Origin of the sequence: Kribbella pratensis (genome assembly GCF_004365355.1) — a bacterium.
Taxonomy (GTDB): Bacteria; Actinomycetota; Actinomycetes; order Propionibacteriales; family Kribbellaceae; genus Kribbella.
On record NZ_SODP01000001.1, the window covers coordinates 313,644 to 328,737 of the forward strand.

The 15,094-nt window shown below is 65.9% G+C and carries 14 protein-coding genes; 8 read left to right on the top strand and 6 right to left on the bottom strand.

Annotated elements, in window-relative coordinates:
• Positions 1-4: 4 nt before the first annotated feature.
• The 3 genes from EV653_RS01510 to EV653_RS01520 form a co-directional block, all read right to left on the bottom strand.
• Positions 5-316, bottom strand: coding sequence for a septal ring lytic transglycosylase RlpA family protein (locus tag EV653_RS01510; protein WP_238159496.1), 312 nt, complete (start codon positions 314-316; stop codon positions 5-7).
• Between the two features lie 210 nt (positions 317-526).
• Positions 527-2,026 (bottom strand): MFS transporter, encoded by a 1,500-nt coding sequence (locus tag EV653_RS01515; RefSeq protein ID WP_134097195.1) that lies wholly within the window; start codon positions 2,024-2,026, stop codon positions 527-529.
• On the bottom strand, positions 2,023-2,571 hold the full coding sequence (locus EV653_RS01520; protein WP_134097197.1) for a TetR/AcrR family transcriptional regulator: 549 nt from the start codon (positions 2,569-2,571) through the stop codon (positions 2,023-2,025). Before EV653_RS01520 ends, EV653_RS01515 begins: the two co-directional genes overlap by 4 nt.
• Before the next feature lie 301 nt (positions 2,572-2,872).
• On the opposite strand from EV653_RS01520, the gene EV653_RS01525 reads away from it, so the two are divergent.
• Positions 2,873-3,859 carry a TerC/Alx family metal homeostasis membrane protein gene (locus tag EV653_RS01525; protein WP_134097198.1) on the top strand — a complete coding sequence of 329 codons (987 nt, stop codon included), beginning with the start codon at positions 2,873-2,875 and terminating at the stop codon, positions 3,857-3,859.
• A 20-nt stretch (positions 3,860-3,879) separates the two neighbouring features.
• On the opposite strand, the gene EV653_RS01530 is transcribed toward EV653_RS01525, so the two are convergent.
• Positions 3,880-5,193, bottom strand: coding sequence for an MFS transporter (locus EV653_RS01530; RefSeq protein ID WP_134097200.1), 1,314 nt, complete (start codon positions 5,191-5,193; stop codon positions 3,880-3,882).
• A gap of 313 nt (positions 5,194-5,506) precedes the next feature.
• Here EV653_RS01530 and EV653_RS40920 point away from each other — a divergent pair, with 313 nt between their 5' ends.
• From EV653_RS40920 to EV653_RS01565, 7 genes are all read left to right on the top strand, one after another.
• Positions 5,507-5,800, top strand: coding sequence for an ArsR/SmtB family transcription factor (locus tag EV653_RS40920; protein WP_166679263.1), 294 nt, complete (start codon positions 5,507-5,509; stop codon positions 5,798-5,800).
• On the top strand, positions 5,800-6,609 hold the full coding sequence (locus tag EV653_RS01540) for a phosphotransferase enzyme family protein (RefSeq protein ID WP_134097204.1): 810 nt from the start codon (positions 5,800-5,802) through the stop codon (positions 6,607-6,609). Before EV653_RS40920 ends, EV653_RS01540 begins: the two co-directional genes overlap by 1 nt.
• Before the next feature lie 346 nt (positions 6,610-6,955).
• Positions 6,956-7,957: an ABC transporter permease gene (locus EV653_RS01545; protein WP_134097206.1), complete on the top strand. Its 1,002-nt coding sequence runs from the start codon at positions 6,956-6,958 to the stop codon at positions 7,955-7,957.
• Entirely contained in the window at positions 7,954-8,904 is a 951-nt protein-coding gene (locus EV653_RS01550) for a carbohydrate ABC transporter permease (protein WP_134097208.1), read from the top strand. Before EV653_RS01545 ends, EV653_RS01550 begins: the two co-directional genes overlap by 4 nt.
• Positions 8,905-8,934: 30 nt before the next feature.
• Positions 8,935-10,596: an extracellular solute-binding protein gene (locus tag EV653_RS01555; RefSeq protein ID WP_134097210.1), complete on the top strand. Its 1,662-nt coding sequence runs from the start codon at positions 8,935-8,937 to the stop codon at positions 10,594-10,596.
• A gap of 125 nt (positions 10,597-10,721) precedes the next feature.
• Positions 10,722-13,004 (top strand): glycoside hydrolase family 95 protein, encoded by a 2,283-nt coding sequence (locus EV653_RS01560; protein WP_134097212.1) that lies wholly within the window; start codon positions 10,722-10,724, stop codon positions 13,002-13,004.
• A 26-nt stretch (positions 13,005-13,030) separates the two neighbouring features.
• Positions 13,031-14,044 (top strand): ABC transporter substrate-binding protein, encoded by a 1,014-nt coding sequence (locus tag EV653_RS01565; RefSeq protein ID WP_238159497.1) that lies wholly within the window; start codon positions 13,031-13,033, stop codon positions 14,042-14,044.
• Between the two features lie 46 nt (positions 14,045-14,090).
• Here the strand turns inward: EV653_RS01565 and EV653_RS01570 are convergent, their stop codons facing one another.
• Positions 14,091-14,642 (bottom strand): dihydrofolate reductase family protein, encoded by a 552-nt coding sequence (locus EV653_RS01570; protein ID WP_134097214.1) that lies wholly within the window; start codon positions 14,640-14,642, stop codon positions 14,091-14,093.
• Positions 14,642-15,064 carry a carboxymuconolactone decarboxylase family protein gene (locus EV653_RS01575; protein WP_134097216.1) on the bottom strand — a complete coding sequence of 141 codons (423 nt, stop codon included), beginning with the start codon at positions 15,062-15,064 and terminating at the stop codon, positions 14,642-14,644. Before EV653_RS01575 ends, EV653_RS01570 begins: the two co-directional genes overlap by 1 nt.
• Positions 15,065-15,094: the final 30 nt, after the last annotated feature.

Here is a 15,094-nt window from a genome sequence, read left to right on the forward strand (position 1 = left end):
CCTCTCACGCCACGTCGATCGATACGGGGGACAGGCCGCTGTTCAGGCTGAGGCCGAGCGCGCTGAACGCGGCCGGCGTGAAGTCGATGACCCGGTTCGAGGCGCAGTTCCCGCCGCAGCAGGTCCGTTCGCCGCAGAACAGGTCGGTCTGCGGACCGCAGTCCGCGATCGACGTGACCACCCGCTTGCCGGTGCACAGGCTGGTGGTGGCGTGCCTGAAACCGCAGGTACGCCGGGACATCGCGGTGATCCCGCAGGTGTCCGGATGGGTGATGGCGTAGCACGAGTCCGAGGTGTTCGGCCAAGCGTGCTGCATGTTTCCCGAATTGCATGTCCCGCATGCGCCGTGTCCGGCGCTTCCACAGGGACCCCATGCGTTCCCACAACAGAACCATGAGGCTTCGGCAGTGATTCCGGCCATGACAGATTCCTCCTAGGCCTAGGGGCGGTAAGACCTACAAGGACTGTTTGTACTCCGTTCCGGCGGAATGTCCCAGAGCTCAGCGCGGAAATGGAAACTTTTTGCCTACTGTTCGTGCGTGCTCAGCGTTTGACCGCGCAGCAGGAACCACACGGCGACCGCCGTCGCCAGCAGAACCGCGGCGCCCACACCCGCCGCCGTCGCGACACCGCTAGCGAAGGATTGGCGGGCCGCGTCCAGCAGTGCGGCTGCGGCTTCGGGTGGCAGATGCGCCGCGGCCTCGACGGCGCCGCCGAGTGACTCGTGCGCCGCGGCCGGCGTACCGACCGGGCCCGGGAAGCCTCGGTAGATGCCTGCGACGATCGAGCCGAGCAGCGCGATACCGAGCGCCGCACCGAGCTCGTACGCCGTCTCGGACACCGCACTCGCCGCGCCGGCCTGCTCTTTCGGGACTGCGGTCAGGATCACGTCAGCCGTCACGGTGAACGCGAAGCCAGCTCCTGCCCCGACCACGAGGAGCGCCGCACCGAGCAACGGATACCCGGTCGTGTGGCTGATCGTCGTGAGCGCAGCCAGCGCCAGGCCGATCGCAGCCAGACCACCGGCGACGACCGCGCGCACCGAGAAGCGTCGTGCGACGCGACCCGCCAGCAAACCGGCGACAACCGACCCGATCGCGGCGGGAAGCTCCGCGAGTCCGGCCTCGAACGGCCCCCTGCCCTGCACCAGTTGGAGGTACTGTGAGAGGAAGAAGATCAAGCCGGACAGTCCGAGGATCGTGAGCAGATCCGCCAGGACCGCGCTGCTGAAACCGCGGTGGCGGAACAAGCGCAGATCCAGCAACGGGATCGGCAGCCGCCGCTGACGCCGTACGAATCCATAGAGCGCGGCCACGCCGACGACCAACGCCGCAACGGCAATCCAGCCGAAGCCGTGTGCCGCGAACTCCTTGATCGCGTAGACCACACCGATCATGCCGACCATCGACAGGACGACACTGGGCAGATCCCAGGGACCCGGCCGAGGGTTGCGCGACTCGGGCAGCAGCTTCGCACCGACGACCACCAGCACCGCCATGACCGGCAGGTTGATCAGGAAGACCGAACCCCACCAGAAGTTCTCCAGCAGTACGCCGCCGACGATCGGTCCGACCGCCATACCGGCAGATGCGGACGCACCCCAGATGCCGATGGCGAGACTGCGTTCGCGCGGGTCGTGGAACAGGTTGCGGATCAACGCGAGCGTGGCCGGCATCAGCGTCGCGCCGGCGACACCGAGCAGCGCTCGGGCGACGATCATCAGCTCGGCCGAGTTCGCGTACGCGTTGAGGATGGAGATCGCGCCGAACGCCGTCGCGCCGATGAGCAGGATCCGCTTGCGGCCGATCCGGTCCCCGAGACTGCCCATCGAGACGAGCAGCCCGGCGAGGACGAACGAATAGGCGTCGCCGATCCACAGCAGCTGGGTGCCCGACGGCTTCAGATCCTCGGTGAGGAACGGAGTTGCCAGGCCGAGGACCGTCGCGTCGACCGCGACGAGCAGCACGGCAAGCACGAGTACGCCGAGCGCCAGCCAGCGCCCGGGCCGGATGACCTGCTGCTTCATTCCGTTCTCCGTACTGCGCCGCCGAGCAGCAACTCGGTGATGTTCGAGGTGAAATCCCGGGAGGCGACGCGGCCCTCGTAGATCGTCCAGGCCGCGGAGACCAGCAAGCCGTAGAGCGCCTCGCTCAACCAGACCGGGCTGAGGTCGATCCGGAACTCGCCGGCCTCCTGACCGCGCCGGAACAGCGCGACCATGCGGGCATCCAGGCGGGCCCAGCCCTCGTTCTGCCCGTCGCCTTCGAAGAGCTGGTTCTCCGAGTACAGGAACGCGAGCAGGCCCGCGGCCGGCTCCAGCTCTCGCACCAGCCGTCGCACCGCGTCTGCGGCCCGACCGTCGTCGATGTCTGCCTTCTCCACTGCGCTCTCGCACTCGGTGAGTCCGAGCTCCTCGAGCGCCCGGACGAGTGCGTCGCGTCCGGCGAACTGCCGGTTCAGCGTCGCGCGACTGATCCCGGCCGCCCGCGCGACCTCGTCCATCGTCGCCCCGGACTTCCGCATCAGCAGTCCGGCGGCATCCCGCAGTACTCGCTCCCGATCTACAGCCATGAGACAAGCCTAACCCATTTGAGACACTCGTGTCTCTCCTCTAGCATTGGAGTCAGTATGCGGTATACGATCCGGGTGAACGGGACGGGTGTGACCGGGAATGAATCAGGCCCGGATATACTTGTTGCGTTTGTGGAGGGGAGTATTCCGCCACGGCAGTGTCGTCATCACGGGAGGCCTGGGCGGCCGAACCGGTGCTGCCGGCCCGAGCTGGTCGAGTTCGAGGACCGCTCGGGTGGAAGAGACCTCCGGACCAAGCTTGCTGTTCGCCGACGTCCGGAGGTTCGTTATGGTCTCTGTCATGCCACCCGTTGTCTGGGTGCTCACGATCATCGGGTTGCTCGCGATCGTCGCGTTCGACCTGGTCGTGATCGCGCGCCGCAACCACACCGTGACGATCAAGGACGCGACCCGGTGGGTGCTGTTTTATGTCGGCCTCGCGGGACTCTTCGCGCTCGGCCTGTTCCTGTTCAGCCCGGGCCAGAGCGGCAGCGAGTTCGTCGCCGGGTACATCACGGAGTACAGCCTCAGCGTCGACAACCTGTTCGTGTTCGTGATCATCATGGCGCGCTTCGCCGTACCGAGCCTGGCGCAGGACAAGGTGCTGTACATCGGCATCGTCGTGTCGATGCTGCTGCGGGCGATCTTCATCCTGGCCGGCGCGGCGGCGATCTCGGCGGCGAGCTGGGTGTTCTACATCTTCGGCGCCTTCCTGGTCTATACCGCCGTCCGGCTGGCGCTCGAGGGTGAGAACGACGAGAGCGACTTCCAGGAGAACGCCGTACTGCGGGGGATGCGCCGGATTCTCCCGATCTCGCACAACTACGACGGCGACAAGCTGACCACCCGTCTGGACGGTCGCCGGCTGATGACGCCGCTGGTGATCGTGATCGCCGCGATCGGGATGGCGAACGTGATCTTCGCGCTCGACTCGATCCCGGCGATCTTCGGCCTCACCCAGGACGCGTACATCGTGCTGACCGCCAACGCGTTCGCGCTGATGGGCCTGCGCCAGCTGTACTTCCTGATCGGCGGCCTGCTCGAGCGGATCATCTACCTGAACGTCGGCCTGTCGGTGATCCTCGCCTTCATCGGCGTCAAGCTGATCATCGAGGCGCTGCACGGCTCGCACATCGACGACATCGGCGCGATCCACCTACCGCATATCGGCATCCTGACGTCGCTCGGCTTCATCGTCGGCACGCTGTTCGTCACCACGGTCGCCAGCTTGATCAAGTCCTCATACGACAACCGCCGGGAAGAGGTCCGCGTCAAGATCGAGGACTGAGCGCGGACCGCCCGCACTGATCAATCGCGCTCGGGCGCCGCTTCGCCAGTACTGATGAGCGGCGAGCCGTCCGCTGGTGCCGGGTTGGTCAGTGCCGGCGGGCCGCCTCGCCGGGCGTTGGTGGCGCGGAGCTTGAGATAGAGCGCCGGGATCGGTAGCCAGATCAGACCGGATGCCAGCAATGCAGCGCGCAGCGAGGCACGGCCGAGGGCGCCCAGCGGCGGGCCGCCGACGACCTGACCGATCGCGTTCGCCTGCGAGACCATCGAGATCACCGTCGCGCGTGACTTCGAGTCGACGTGGCGGTTCAGCCAGGCGGACTCGATCGGGTAGGCGAGGGTGCCTGCGACGGTGTTCAGCCACATCGCGGCGAGCGCGAGCCAGAGGTTCCCGAGCAGCGCGAAGGAGCAGATGCCGACCACCTGCAGCATTGCCAGCGTCGCGAGGATGCCGGTCGGATGTGTTGCGGACAGGCGGTCGGGGGAGAGCCGGTTCAGCACGAGGGACGTAAACAGCGACAGCAGGGTCCCGACGAGTGCGAGGACCGTGAACCAGAACGCGGGGTCCGACGTACCGAACACGGTCGGGAAGCTGAAGTTCAGGATCTTGACCGACCACAGCCGGTCGAAGGCCTCGCTGGCCAGGCCCGAGATCAGGCTGATGATCACCAGCGTGCGTACGACGGGACGCCGCCGGGCCGCGTCGAGGCCGCTCTTGAACGTCTCGGCCATCTGCCGGAACGTCTCGCGCTCGTGCTTCGGGGTCCGGTGGAAGTTCTGCTCACGCATGAAGACCGCGAGCATCAGGGCCAGCAGGATCATCCCGGCGCCGGAGATCGCCATCGGCAGCGGCAGGCTGATCAGACCGAGTGCGCCGGCGCTGACGATCCCGACGATCCTGCCGCCCAGTTCGAACTGCTGGGCGCGGACGAAGACCGGAGCGGCGCGCTCGGTGCCGATCTCGTCGGTGATCCAGGCCTGGTCGGCGCCCGAGGTGAACGTGAAGCCGACGCCCCACAGCACCTGCGCGGCGAGGATCGCGAGGAACGCGGGCACCAGGCCCTGGAGCAGGAAGCCGGCGCCGATCAGGGCGAAGCCGATGATGATCGAGAGCCGGCGGCTGTAGAGGTCGGCGACGATGCCGGTGGGGATCTCGAAGAGGAAGCAGGCGAGCTCGAGCGTGGTCCCGACCAGGACCATCTGCAGCGGGTTCAGGCCGGCGTCGCGGACGTAATAGACCGCGCTGAGGGTGAAGGACAGTGCGGCGAGGAACGACCAGGCGGCGTTGTAGACGTAGTACGTCCGAACAGCGTCCGCGGACCGGTAGACAGACATGTCGAAGTGCTCCCGAAAGCGTGTGCGGGCATGACGAAGCGCGACCGGCGGTCCAGCGCTTGGCGTGACGCACGACGGCGGCCCGTGTCAGGCCCGCGGAGGTGCGCTTTCAGGAGCGGGTTTGCATGTCGCTCAGGGTAGACGAGACCCGGCGCGTCCGCCTCCGGATTTGCCGACCACAGGCGGTGATCCGGGGTACTATCGTTACTGCCTGGCCCGGCCGTTCCCCCGTGATGGTCGGGTCAGGTTTTCGCCGCATTGCGTAAGTAGATCCTTACGCGTAAGGTCCGGCTTACGCGATGGGAGGAGCGCTGTGGCGATCGAGATCGGCGCCGTCCTGACCGCGCTGGCCGACGCGTCCCGCCGCCGAATCGTGACCCGCCTGGCCCAGGGCCCTGCCACCACCGGCCAACTGGCCGAACTCCTCCCCATCAGCCGGCCCGCGGTGTCCCAACACCTCAAGATCCTCCAGACAGCCGAGGTAGTCCGAACCACCCTCACCGGCCGCCACCGCTGGCACGAACTAAACCCCGAACCCCTCCAATCCCTCGCCGCCTGGTCCCTCGACGTGGTCGAGGCAACGAACAGGATCCCGAGCGACGTCTGATGCCTCTTTCGTTGGACGCGATCGTGGCCGCACTCGGTCTCGACGCGGAGCGCATCGAACCGACCCGACCAGGTGATGACGACTCTGCAGGCAACGGCAACTGGCATCTGTGGACGCGGGACGGTGAGCACCACGTCCTCCGTCGCTATCACGTGCTGCGGAGCGAGTTGGACCTCGCGTACGAGACCAAGGTTCTCGACCACCTCACGGGACGCGGATGGTGCGTACCCGCGAAGATTGCCGGCCCGATCCGGTACGACGACCGCCTGTGGGCCGTCACGCAGTTCGTGCCGGGGCAGCCGCACAAGGAAGAGACTGCGGCACAGCAAGCCGAGCGGGGCGAGTTGCTGGCCCGCCTCCACGCTGACTTGCGCGACCTCGAACTCGGGTCGCGGCCTGGGTTCTTTCAGGCGGCTGACCTCGACGTGATGGGGGAGTTCCAGAGCTGGGAGCGCGGAGTCGACCTGCTGCGACTGCCGCAGACGATCGTCCACGGCGACTTCGCCAGCTGGAACGTGCATTTCGACGACGACGGCAGGCTCGCCGGCGTGATCGACTTCGACCTCGCTCACCCCGACAGCCCCGCCTGGGAGTTCGTGATCGCGCGGCTGGATCTGGCGCCTGGATTGCTGACCGGATACCAACGGGCAACTACGCATCCACTCAACGAATCCGAGCTTGCCGCGATCGAGCCGTTACAAGCTGTGTTGCAGGTGTTGATGGTGATGGCGGGGCTGTGGAACGGGCAGCACGGCGGGCGGTTCGACGAGGCGATGATCACCCGGCATCTGGACAAGTTCGGGTCTTGACATGAGGACCGGCGGGCGGGTTGACTGCTATATAGTTAACGGAAGAAATAAATTGTGGATCGGTCCGGTGTCGGTGGCTCAGAGCGACTCCGGGCTTGATCGGTGTGTGCCCGGATCCGGTGGCTGGCCATCGGATCATTCGGCGTTTGCCGCCCGGTAGTTGCTGCAGGCAACACCGGATTCTCCTTGTGTGCAAGGGAATCGGGCGTATCGGTCACCGTCCGGTATCGACCGGGCCGGGAAGTCTTCCGCTCCGGAGGGGTTGTGTGTCATCCTCCGGGATAGCGAAACCCGAGATCCTATCGGATATCGGTTCCACTCCAGCGCGTGAGGGAAAGGATGCGGAGTGAGCGCAACCTTCGAGGTGAAACCGGCGCCGGCGCCAGCGGCGCCGCGGGCGGGTGAGACGGCTGCCCGGAAGCCACCGCGAACGTCCCGGCGGACCCAGGCCCGGCGGAGCCTGCGGCGGCATTGGCAGCTGTACCTGCTGGTCGTCGTACCGCTCGCGTACTTCGTCATCTTCAAGTACATCCCGATCGCCAACGCGGTGATCGCTTTCAAGGACTACAGCCCGGTCAAGGGCCCGTGGGGCAGCGACTGGGTCGGCTTCAAGAACTTCGAGCTGTTTTTCCAGAATCCGGTGTTCTGGACCCTGGTGAAGAACACCTTCCTGCTGTCGGTCTACACGGTGCTCGCCAGCTTCCCGATCCCGATCATCCTGGCGATCGCGCTGAACGAGATCCGTAACGGCCGGTTCAAGAAGACCGTCCAACTGGTCACGTACGCGCCGTACTTCATCTCCACCGTCGTGGTGGTCTCGATGACGATCCTGGTGCTGTCGCCACGGCTCGGTTTCGTGAACGACGCGATCGGGCTGTTCGGCGTACCGTCGATCGACTTCCTCGGGAACCCGAACTACTTCCGTCACATCTACGTCTGGTCCGACGTCTGGCAGACCACCGGGTACTCCGCGGTGATTTACCTGGCCGCACTGTCCGGCATCGACCCCGCGCTGCACGAGTCGGCGCGGATCGACGGCGCCAGCCGGTTGCAGCGGATCCGGCACGTCGACCTGCCGGGGATCATGCCGACCGCGGTGATCATCCTGGTGCTCGGCGTCGGCAACATCATGTCGATCGGGTTCGAGAAGGCGTTCCTGCTGCAGAACCCGCTGAACACCGCGCAGTCCGAGATCATCGCCACCTACGTCTACAAGACCGGTCTGCTGAACGCGGACTTCAGCATGGCGACCGCGATCGGGCTCTTCAACTCGGTGATCAACCTCTTCCTCCTGCTCGGCGTGAACTTCGTCGCCAAGCGCATCACCGGAAACGGACTCTGGTCATGAGCGTCACACTGCAAGGCTTCCGGCGTACGGCGCAGCGTCCGGACAGCTCGAAGCGCACCGCGATCGAGGAGACGCGGACCGACAAGATCTTCCTGGCCGGCGTGAAGATCATGCTCTGGCTGGCATTGATCATCGTCGCGGTCCCGCTGATCTACATCGTCGCGAACTCGTTCAGCAGCCCGTCGGCGGTGAGTGCGGGGCGGGTGCTGTTCTGGCCGATCGAGCCGAGTATCCGTGCCTACAAAGAAGCCTTCAGCGATCCGCTGATCATGAAGGGCTACCTGAACTCGTTCATCTACGCGATCGGCGGGACACTGATCAGTGTCACGCTGACGATCGCGATCGCGTACCCGCTGTCCCGCCGGACGTTCTTCGGCCGGAACGTGATCATGAGCGTGCTGATCTTCACGATGCTGTTCTCCGGCGGCCTGATCCCGACGTACCTGGTGGTCCAGGACCTCGGGATGCTGAACACCCGCTGGGCGATGGTGATCCCGAGCGCGATCGGGGTCTGGCAGGTGATCATCGCCCGCACGTTCTTCCGCTCGACGATCCCGGACGAGCTGTACGAGGCGGCCACCATCGACGGGGCCAGTGACCTGCGCTTCCTGTGGTCGATCGTGCTGCCGCTGTCGAAGCCGGTGATCGCGGTGATCGCGCTGATGTACGCGATCTTCCAGTGGAACAGCTACTTCGACGCCCTGATCTATCTCAAGGATCCCGGTCTGTACCCGCTGCAGATCGTGCTCCGCAACGTGCTGATCCTGAACACCCTCACCGGATCCACCACCACGACGAACCTGGCCCAGCAGCTCGAACAGCAGCAGCTGGCCAACGTCCTCAAGTACGCGCTGATCGTCATCTCGAGTCTGCCCGTACTGATCATCTACCCGTTCGTCGCCCGCCACTTCACCAAGGGCGTAATGGTCGGCGCGGTCAAGGGCTGAACCCGGCCCACTTCAGAGAGGAACACAGCAATGCGCTCATCCGTGAGCAAGGTCGTCGCGCTGGCGGCCGCCGGTGCGCTCGCCCTGGCGGCGTGCAGCTCGGACAAATCGTCCAAGGGAGCGGCGAACGAGACCTCGGCCGACGGCAAGGTCGTCATCGACACGTTCACGCCGTCGGACTCCAGCACCAACCTGACCACCAACGCGGTCACCAAGATCGTCAGCGACAAGTTCAAGATCCAGTTCCGCTGGCAGACCACGACGTACGACGCCGGGCCGGCCAAGGAGAAGCGGCAGATCGCGCTGGCCAGCGGCGACTACCCGGACCTGTTCTTCCTGATCCCGTGGGTCGACGCGTTCACCCAGGCCGAGGTGCTCAAGCTCGGCCAGCAGGGCGTCGCGGTGCCGCTCGAGGGCCTGATCAAGGACAACGCGCCGAACATCCAGAAGGTGCTCGACAGCAACAAGGAATACAAGGAGATGGCGACCGCGCCCGACGGTCACATCTACGCGCTGCCGCAGTGGGCCGACTGCTTCCACTGCACCTACCCGGACAAGCTGTGGATCAACAGCACCTGGCTGAAGAAGCTCGGCCTGCAGGTGCCCAAGACCACCGATGACCTGCGTAAGGTGCTCGAGGCGTTCAAGACCAAGGACCCGAACGGCAACGGCAAGGCCGACGAGATCCCGATGACCACCGACGTCCAGGACAGCAGCCTGATCGCGTACCTGATGAACGCGTTCGCCTATGACCCGGTCGGCGCGAACAACGGCGTACGGTCGCTGCTCACCCTGAACGGCGACAAGGTCGTCACGCCGGTGACCTCGGACCAGTGGAAGGAAGGCCTGAAGTACATCCACGGCCTCTACAAGGACGGCCTGATCGACCAGGCGGCGTTCACCCAGAACGCGCAGGCGCTGCAGGCGCAGGGCAACGACCCGAAGGCGGTCAAGCTCGGATCGGTGCCGGTCCTGTGGCCGGGCATCTTCGTCCAGCTCGACTCCAAGGACGGCCGCGACAAGCAGTACGACGCCGTTCCGCCGCTGACCGGTCCGGAGGGCAAGAGCTACACCGGGTACAACCACCCGACCTCGACCGGCTACACGTTCATGCTGACCAACAAGGCCAGTAAGGAGGCCCAGGTCGCGGCGATCAAGATGCTCGACTGGATCTACAGCGACGAGGGTCAGATGATCACCAACATGGGCCCGGAGGGTGTCGGCTGGACCAAGCCCGCTGCCGGTGACATCGCGCTCGACGCCAGCACCAAGCCGCTGTACAAGCCGGCGCAGAACGCCCCGAAGAACATCAGCTGGGGCGCGCTCGGTCAGTACAACAACACGTTGGCCTTCCGGAACGCGCAGGTCGTGCCGAAGGACATCTACTCGGGCGCCGGTCTGGAGCGGCGGCTGTGGGAGGCGACCAAGCAGTACGAGGGACATGTCGACAAGTCGCAGTGGTTCCCCCAGTCGTTCATGTGGCCGGACCCGAGCCTGAGCGGTGAGATCGCCACGCTGCAGACGAACCTGAACAACTACGTGAACCAGAACCAGTTGGCGTTCATCACCGGTTCGAAGAACATCGACACCGACTGGGACGCGTACGTGAAGGGTCTGGAGAGCACCGGCATGCCGCGGTACCTGCAGATCAACCAGCAGGCCTACGACAAGTACAAGTCCGGGAGCAAGTAACTCCTCATGTCTGTACCGATGCCACGCCTCCGGCGCGGCGGGTCATGGGGCTGTAACTCCCGTCCTTCCCTCGTCGCTCCGGTCGCTTCGCTCCCTCCGCTCCTCAGTCCAGGCCGGGAGGCCCCATGACCGGCGAACTGTGGTTCCGCACCCCTGCACCTGATTGGTTCGAGGCTTTGCCGGTGGGCAACGGGCATCTCGGCGGGAAGGTGTTCGGCCGGGTCGGTGAGGAGCGGATCGCGCTCAACCTCGACGACGTCTGGTCGGGTGACGGTCCGCGCACCTTGACGGTGCCGGACGGGCCGGCGGTGCTGGCCGACGTACGGCGGTTGTTGCTGGAGGAAGGTGATCGGCTGGCGGCCACCGAGCGGACCCGCGCGTTACAGGGTCCGTTGGTGGAGTCGTACCAGCCGCTCGCCGACCTGGTGATCCGGTCGGCCGGCGTGGGTGCGGACTACAGGCGGAGTTTGGACCTGCGCACCGGGATCGTCGGTGTGGACTACACAGTGGACGGCACCCGGTTCCGGCGTGAGACCTTCGTGTCCACCCCGGACCAGGTGATGGTGTGGACGATCACGGCCGGCCGGCCGGGTGCTGTCGATCTCGAACTGTCGTTGGAGAGTCAGCATCCGGTCCGGCCGGAAGTTGCCGATGGCACCTATGGCGTCGTCGGGCATGCGCCGTCGGATCTGACGATCGAGTACCGGGATCGGCCGGATCCAATCCGGTACGAGGAAGGGCGCGGGATCGGGTTCGGTGTCGCGCTCCGGGCGCTGGTCGATGGTGGGACGTCGGTGGCTTCGGACGCGGGCGTTGTGGTCCGTGGTGCGGACAGCGTGACAGTCGTGTTGTCGGCGGCAAGTACGTTCGCCGGCTGGTCAGTGCCGCCGGGGCGGGATCCGTTGGTTGCTTTGGCTGCTGCGGTGGAGGTCCTCGATTCGGTTGCTGTGGACAAGCTTCGTGCGCGTCATGTCGAGGATCATGCGACGCTGTACGACCGTTCGTCGCTTTCGTTGGGTGCGCCCAGTGAATTGCCGACCGACGAGCGGATCAAGGCGGCAGCTGCCGGGGGCAACGATCCGGACCTGGTCGCGCTGACCTTCAACTTCGGGCGGTACCTCTTGATGGCGTCCTCCCGCCCCGGGACGCAGGCGGCCAACCTGCAAGGCATCTGGAACCAGGACCGCCGGCCGATGTGGGCCAGCGACTGGACCAACAACATCAACACCCAGATGAACTACTGGCCGGCTGACCTGACCGGCCTTCACGAGTGCTTCGACCCTCTGGTCGACTTGATCGAGGGCCTGGCGTCGTCCGGCGCCGAGACCGCGCGGATCCTGTACGACGCGCCGGGGTGGGTCTCGCATCACAACGCGGACCTGTGGCGCGCGACCTGGCCGGTCGGCGCGGGTGGTGACGATCCCGTCTGGGCGATGTGCGCGACCTGCGGGGTCTGGCTGACGGCGCATCTGATGGAGCACTACCGGTTCACGCTGGACGTGGATTTCCTCCGCGACCGGGCGTACCCGTTGATCGCAGGCGCGGCGGAGTTCGTGCTCTCGATGCTCGTCGAGGATGGCGATGGAGTGCTGCAGTTCATCCCGTCGACGGCGCCGGAGCATCATTTCATCTTGCCGTCGGGCTCGAAGGCTTCCGTCGACCTGACCTCGACGTACGACATCTGGCTGATCCGCGAACTGTTCGCGAACCTGGCTGAAGCCGCTGAGGCCCTGGGGCTCGACTCGTCGTTGACTTCGCGTGCTGCGGCGGCTCGTGATCGCCTGCCTTCGGTGCGGGTGACGCCGGACGGCCGGTTGTACGAGTGGCCGACGGACTGGCAGCCGTCCGAGCCGCAGCATCGGCATCAGTCGCATCTTTACGGGTTGTATCCGGGCGCCGAGATCGACCCGACGCGTACGCCGGAGTGGGCTGCGGCCGCGCGTGCTTCCTTGGACCTGCGGACCGATGACGCTGTGAACGGTGGCTGGACCGCGGCCTGGTTGGTGGCGCTGTGGGCGCGATTGTTCGAGCCTTCGAAGGCAGTTGCAGTGATTCAGGACTATCTGGGTCGACTCGTGTCGGACAACCTTCTGCACCGCGACGGCGACATCTTCCAGATCGACGCGAACTTCGGGATGACCGGCTGCATCCCGGAGCTATTGCTGCAGAGTCACACCGACGTGATCCGCGTTCTGCCGGCACTGCCGTCCGAGTGGCCCGACGGCTCGTTCCGCGGGCTGCTTGCGCGGGGCGGTCTGTCGTTCGACGTGGCGTGGCGGGACGGCGTACTGACGGAGGCCGTCGTACGGGCGTCGCATGCGGGCACGCACCGCATCGTGTTGCCGGACGGGGAGCGGACTGTGGAGCTCGCGGCCGGCCAACAAGTGGACCTGGTTAGGTCTGCCTAACCTTGGTTGTTGTAGGCTCAACGTTCGTGAAGAAGCTGATGGGAATCGTCGTGTCGGCCGCCGTCCTGCTCGTGGCGGGCTGCGGTGGTGGTGACACCAAGAGCGCGGACACCGGCGTCGGGGACAAGGACGTGGCGACCGGCGGGCGGCTGTTCAGCACCGCTGACGCCGAGACCGCGAAACTCGGCTCGGACGCCGCGCCCGGAGTGTTCCCGCGGACTGTGAAGGGCGCGCTCGGCGAGACCAAGATCCCGGCGAAGCCGTCGCGCGTAGTCGTGCTCGACAGCGGCGAGCTGGACGACGTACTGGCCCTGGGCATCACGCCCGTCGGCATGGCGACGACCGCGGGGCAGAACGGCGTACCGTCGTACCTCGCCGATAAGGCGCAGGGCATCAAGACGGTCGGCGGCATCAGCGAACTCAACCTCGAGGCGATCGCGGCGCTCAAGCCGGACCTCATCCTCGGCAGCAAACTGCGCGCGAACGACCTATACGACAAGCTCAGCGCGATCGCGCCGACCGTCTTCAGCATCCGCCCCGGCTTCCCGTGGAAGGAGAACTTCCTGCTGGTCGCGGACGCGGTCGGCGAGGAGGACAAGGCCACCGCAATCCTGAACGACTACCAGAAGCGCGCCAACGAGGTGAAGTCCAAGGTCCAGGGCTCGCCGACGATCTCGCTCGTCCGCTTCCGGCCGGGGGAGATCCGGCTGTACGGCAACCTGTCGTTCATCGGCGTCATCCTGAAGGACATCGGCCTGCCGCGGCCCAAGATCCAGGACGTGCAGGATCTCGCGGTCGAGGTGTCGCAGGAAAACATCGGCAAGGCTGCCGGCGACTGGATCTTCTACTCCAGCTACGGCAAGCCGGACACGACCGACGAGAACAAGGTTGTCAACGGCAACCTGTGGAAGTCGCTGGCCGCGGTGAAGGCGGGTAAGTCGGCACGCGTCGACGACGAGGTCTGGTTCCTGGGCCTCGGCCCGCTGGGCGCCATGGACGTCCTCTCCGACCTCGAGAAACTCCTCGGCCCGAACGGCTAGCTAGTAAGCCCCCGCGTGCTACGCGGCCGCTTCCTTCGTCGCTGCGCTAGGGCCGGACGGTGTAGTGGAGGTGGACGACGCCGCTGGGGAAGGGGTGTTCGTTGAGGAGGGTCAGGTTTGCTCGGAGGTTGTTGGGTAGGGCGGGTTTGCCGCCGCCGACTATGACCGGGTTGAGGAGGAGGTGGATCTCGTCGACGAGGCCTGCTTGGAGGGCCTGGCCGCCTAGTTCTGCGCCGCCGATGCTGAGGTCGGTGGTGGACGAGTCCTTCAGTTGTTGCACCGACTCGGCGGTGAAGTCGCGTTCGAGGCGTGTGCGGGTGGTGGTAACTGCGTCCAGTGACCGCGAGTAGACGACCTTGTCAGCCGCTTTCCAGATGTTCGCGTACTCCTGACTGACGGGCGACGGGTCCGCGGCGGTCTCCCAGTAGGCCATCGTCTCGTACATCCGGCGCCCGTACAGGTACGTGCCGATCGGGCGTTCCAGTTCGTTGACGAACGCGTGGACCTCCGCGTCCGGTGCGGCCCAGTCGAAGCTGCCCTCGGCGTCCTCGACGTACCCGTCGAGTGAGGCGATCGCGGAGTAGACCAGCTTGGCCATCAGTTCTCCTTGACGGGCAGTAGATCGCGCTCGGCGAAGACGCGCTTGGCCACGCCGATCGCGTTGAGCGCGCGGGGGAATCCGGCGTACCCGGCTGCGTGGGTGAAGGTTTCGACGATTTCGGTCGGGGTCAGGCCGACGTTGAGCGACGTGCGGATGTGGACCTCGAGCTGAGGTTCGCAGCCGCCCAGCGCCGTGAGGATGCCCAGTGTGACGAGTTGGCGCTGCTTGGGGTCCAGGCCAGGGCGCGAATAGATGTCGCCGAAGCCGAACGCGACGATGTGGTGAGCCATGGCCGGTGCGATGTCGGCGAGGTTCTCCATCACGGCGGGCGCGGAGCCGCCGTCGACCGCGTTCAGCACCTCCAGCCCTCGCTGGTAGCGGACCTGCTCTTCAGGACTGTTGATGTCAGGAGCCGTCATACTCCGACGCTAACCCGCGACCGGGCTACC

Coding starts and splice junctions, on each gene's coding strand:
- EV653_RS01510 (WP_238159496.1), bottom strand. CDS start 316: ATGCAGCACGCTTGGCCGAACACCTCGGACTCGTGCTACGCCATCACC.
- EV653_RS01515 (WP_134097195.1), bottom strand. CDS start 2,026: ATGAAGCAGCAGGTCATCCGGCCCGGGCGCTGGCTGGCGCTCGGCGTA.
- EV653_RS01520 (WP_134097197.1), bottom strand. CDS start 2,571: ATGGCTGTAGATCGGGAGCGAGTACTGCGGGATGCCGCCGGACTGCTG.
- EV653_RS01525 (WP_134097198.1), top strand. CDS start 2,873: ATGCCACCCGTTGTCTGGGTGCTCACGATCATCGGGTTGCTCGCGATC.
- EV653_RS01530 (WP_134097200.1), bottom strand. CDS start 5,193: ATGTCTGTCTACCGGTCCGCGGACGCTGTTCGGACGTACTACGTCTAC.
- EV653_RS01540 (WP_134097204.1), top strand. CDS start 5,800: ATGCCTCTTTCGTTGGACGCGATCGTGGCCGCACTCGGTCTCGACGCG.
- EV653_RS01550 (WP_134097208.1), top strand. CDS start 7,954: ATGAGCGTCACACTGCAAGGCTTCCGGCGTACGGCGCAGCGTCCGGAC.
- EV653_RS01555 (WP_134097210.1), top strand. CDS start 8,935: ATGCGCTCATCCGTGAGCAAGGTCGTCGCGCTGGCGGCCGCCGGTGCG.
- EV653_RS01560 (WP_134097212.1), top strand. CDS start 10,722: ATGACCGGCGAACTGTGGTTCCGCACCCCTGCACCTGATTGGTTCGAG.
- EV653_RS01570 (WP_134097214.1), bottom strand. CDS start 14,642: ATGGCCAAGCTGGTCTACTCCGCGATCGCCTCACTCGACGGGTACGTC.
- EV653_RS01575 (WP_134097216.1), bottom strand. CDS start 15,064: ATGACGGCTCCTGACATCAACAGTCCTGAAGAGCAGGTCCGCTACCAG.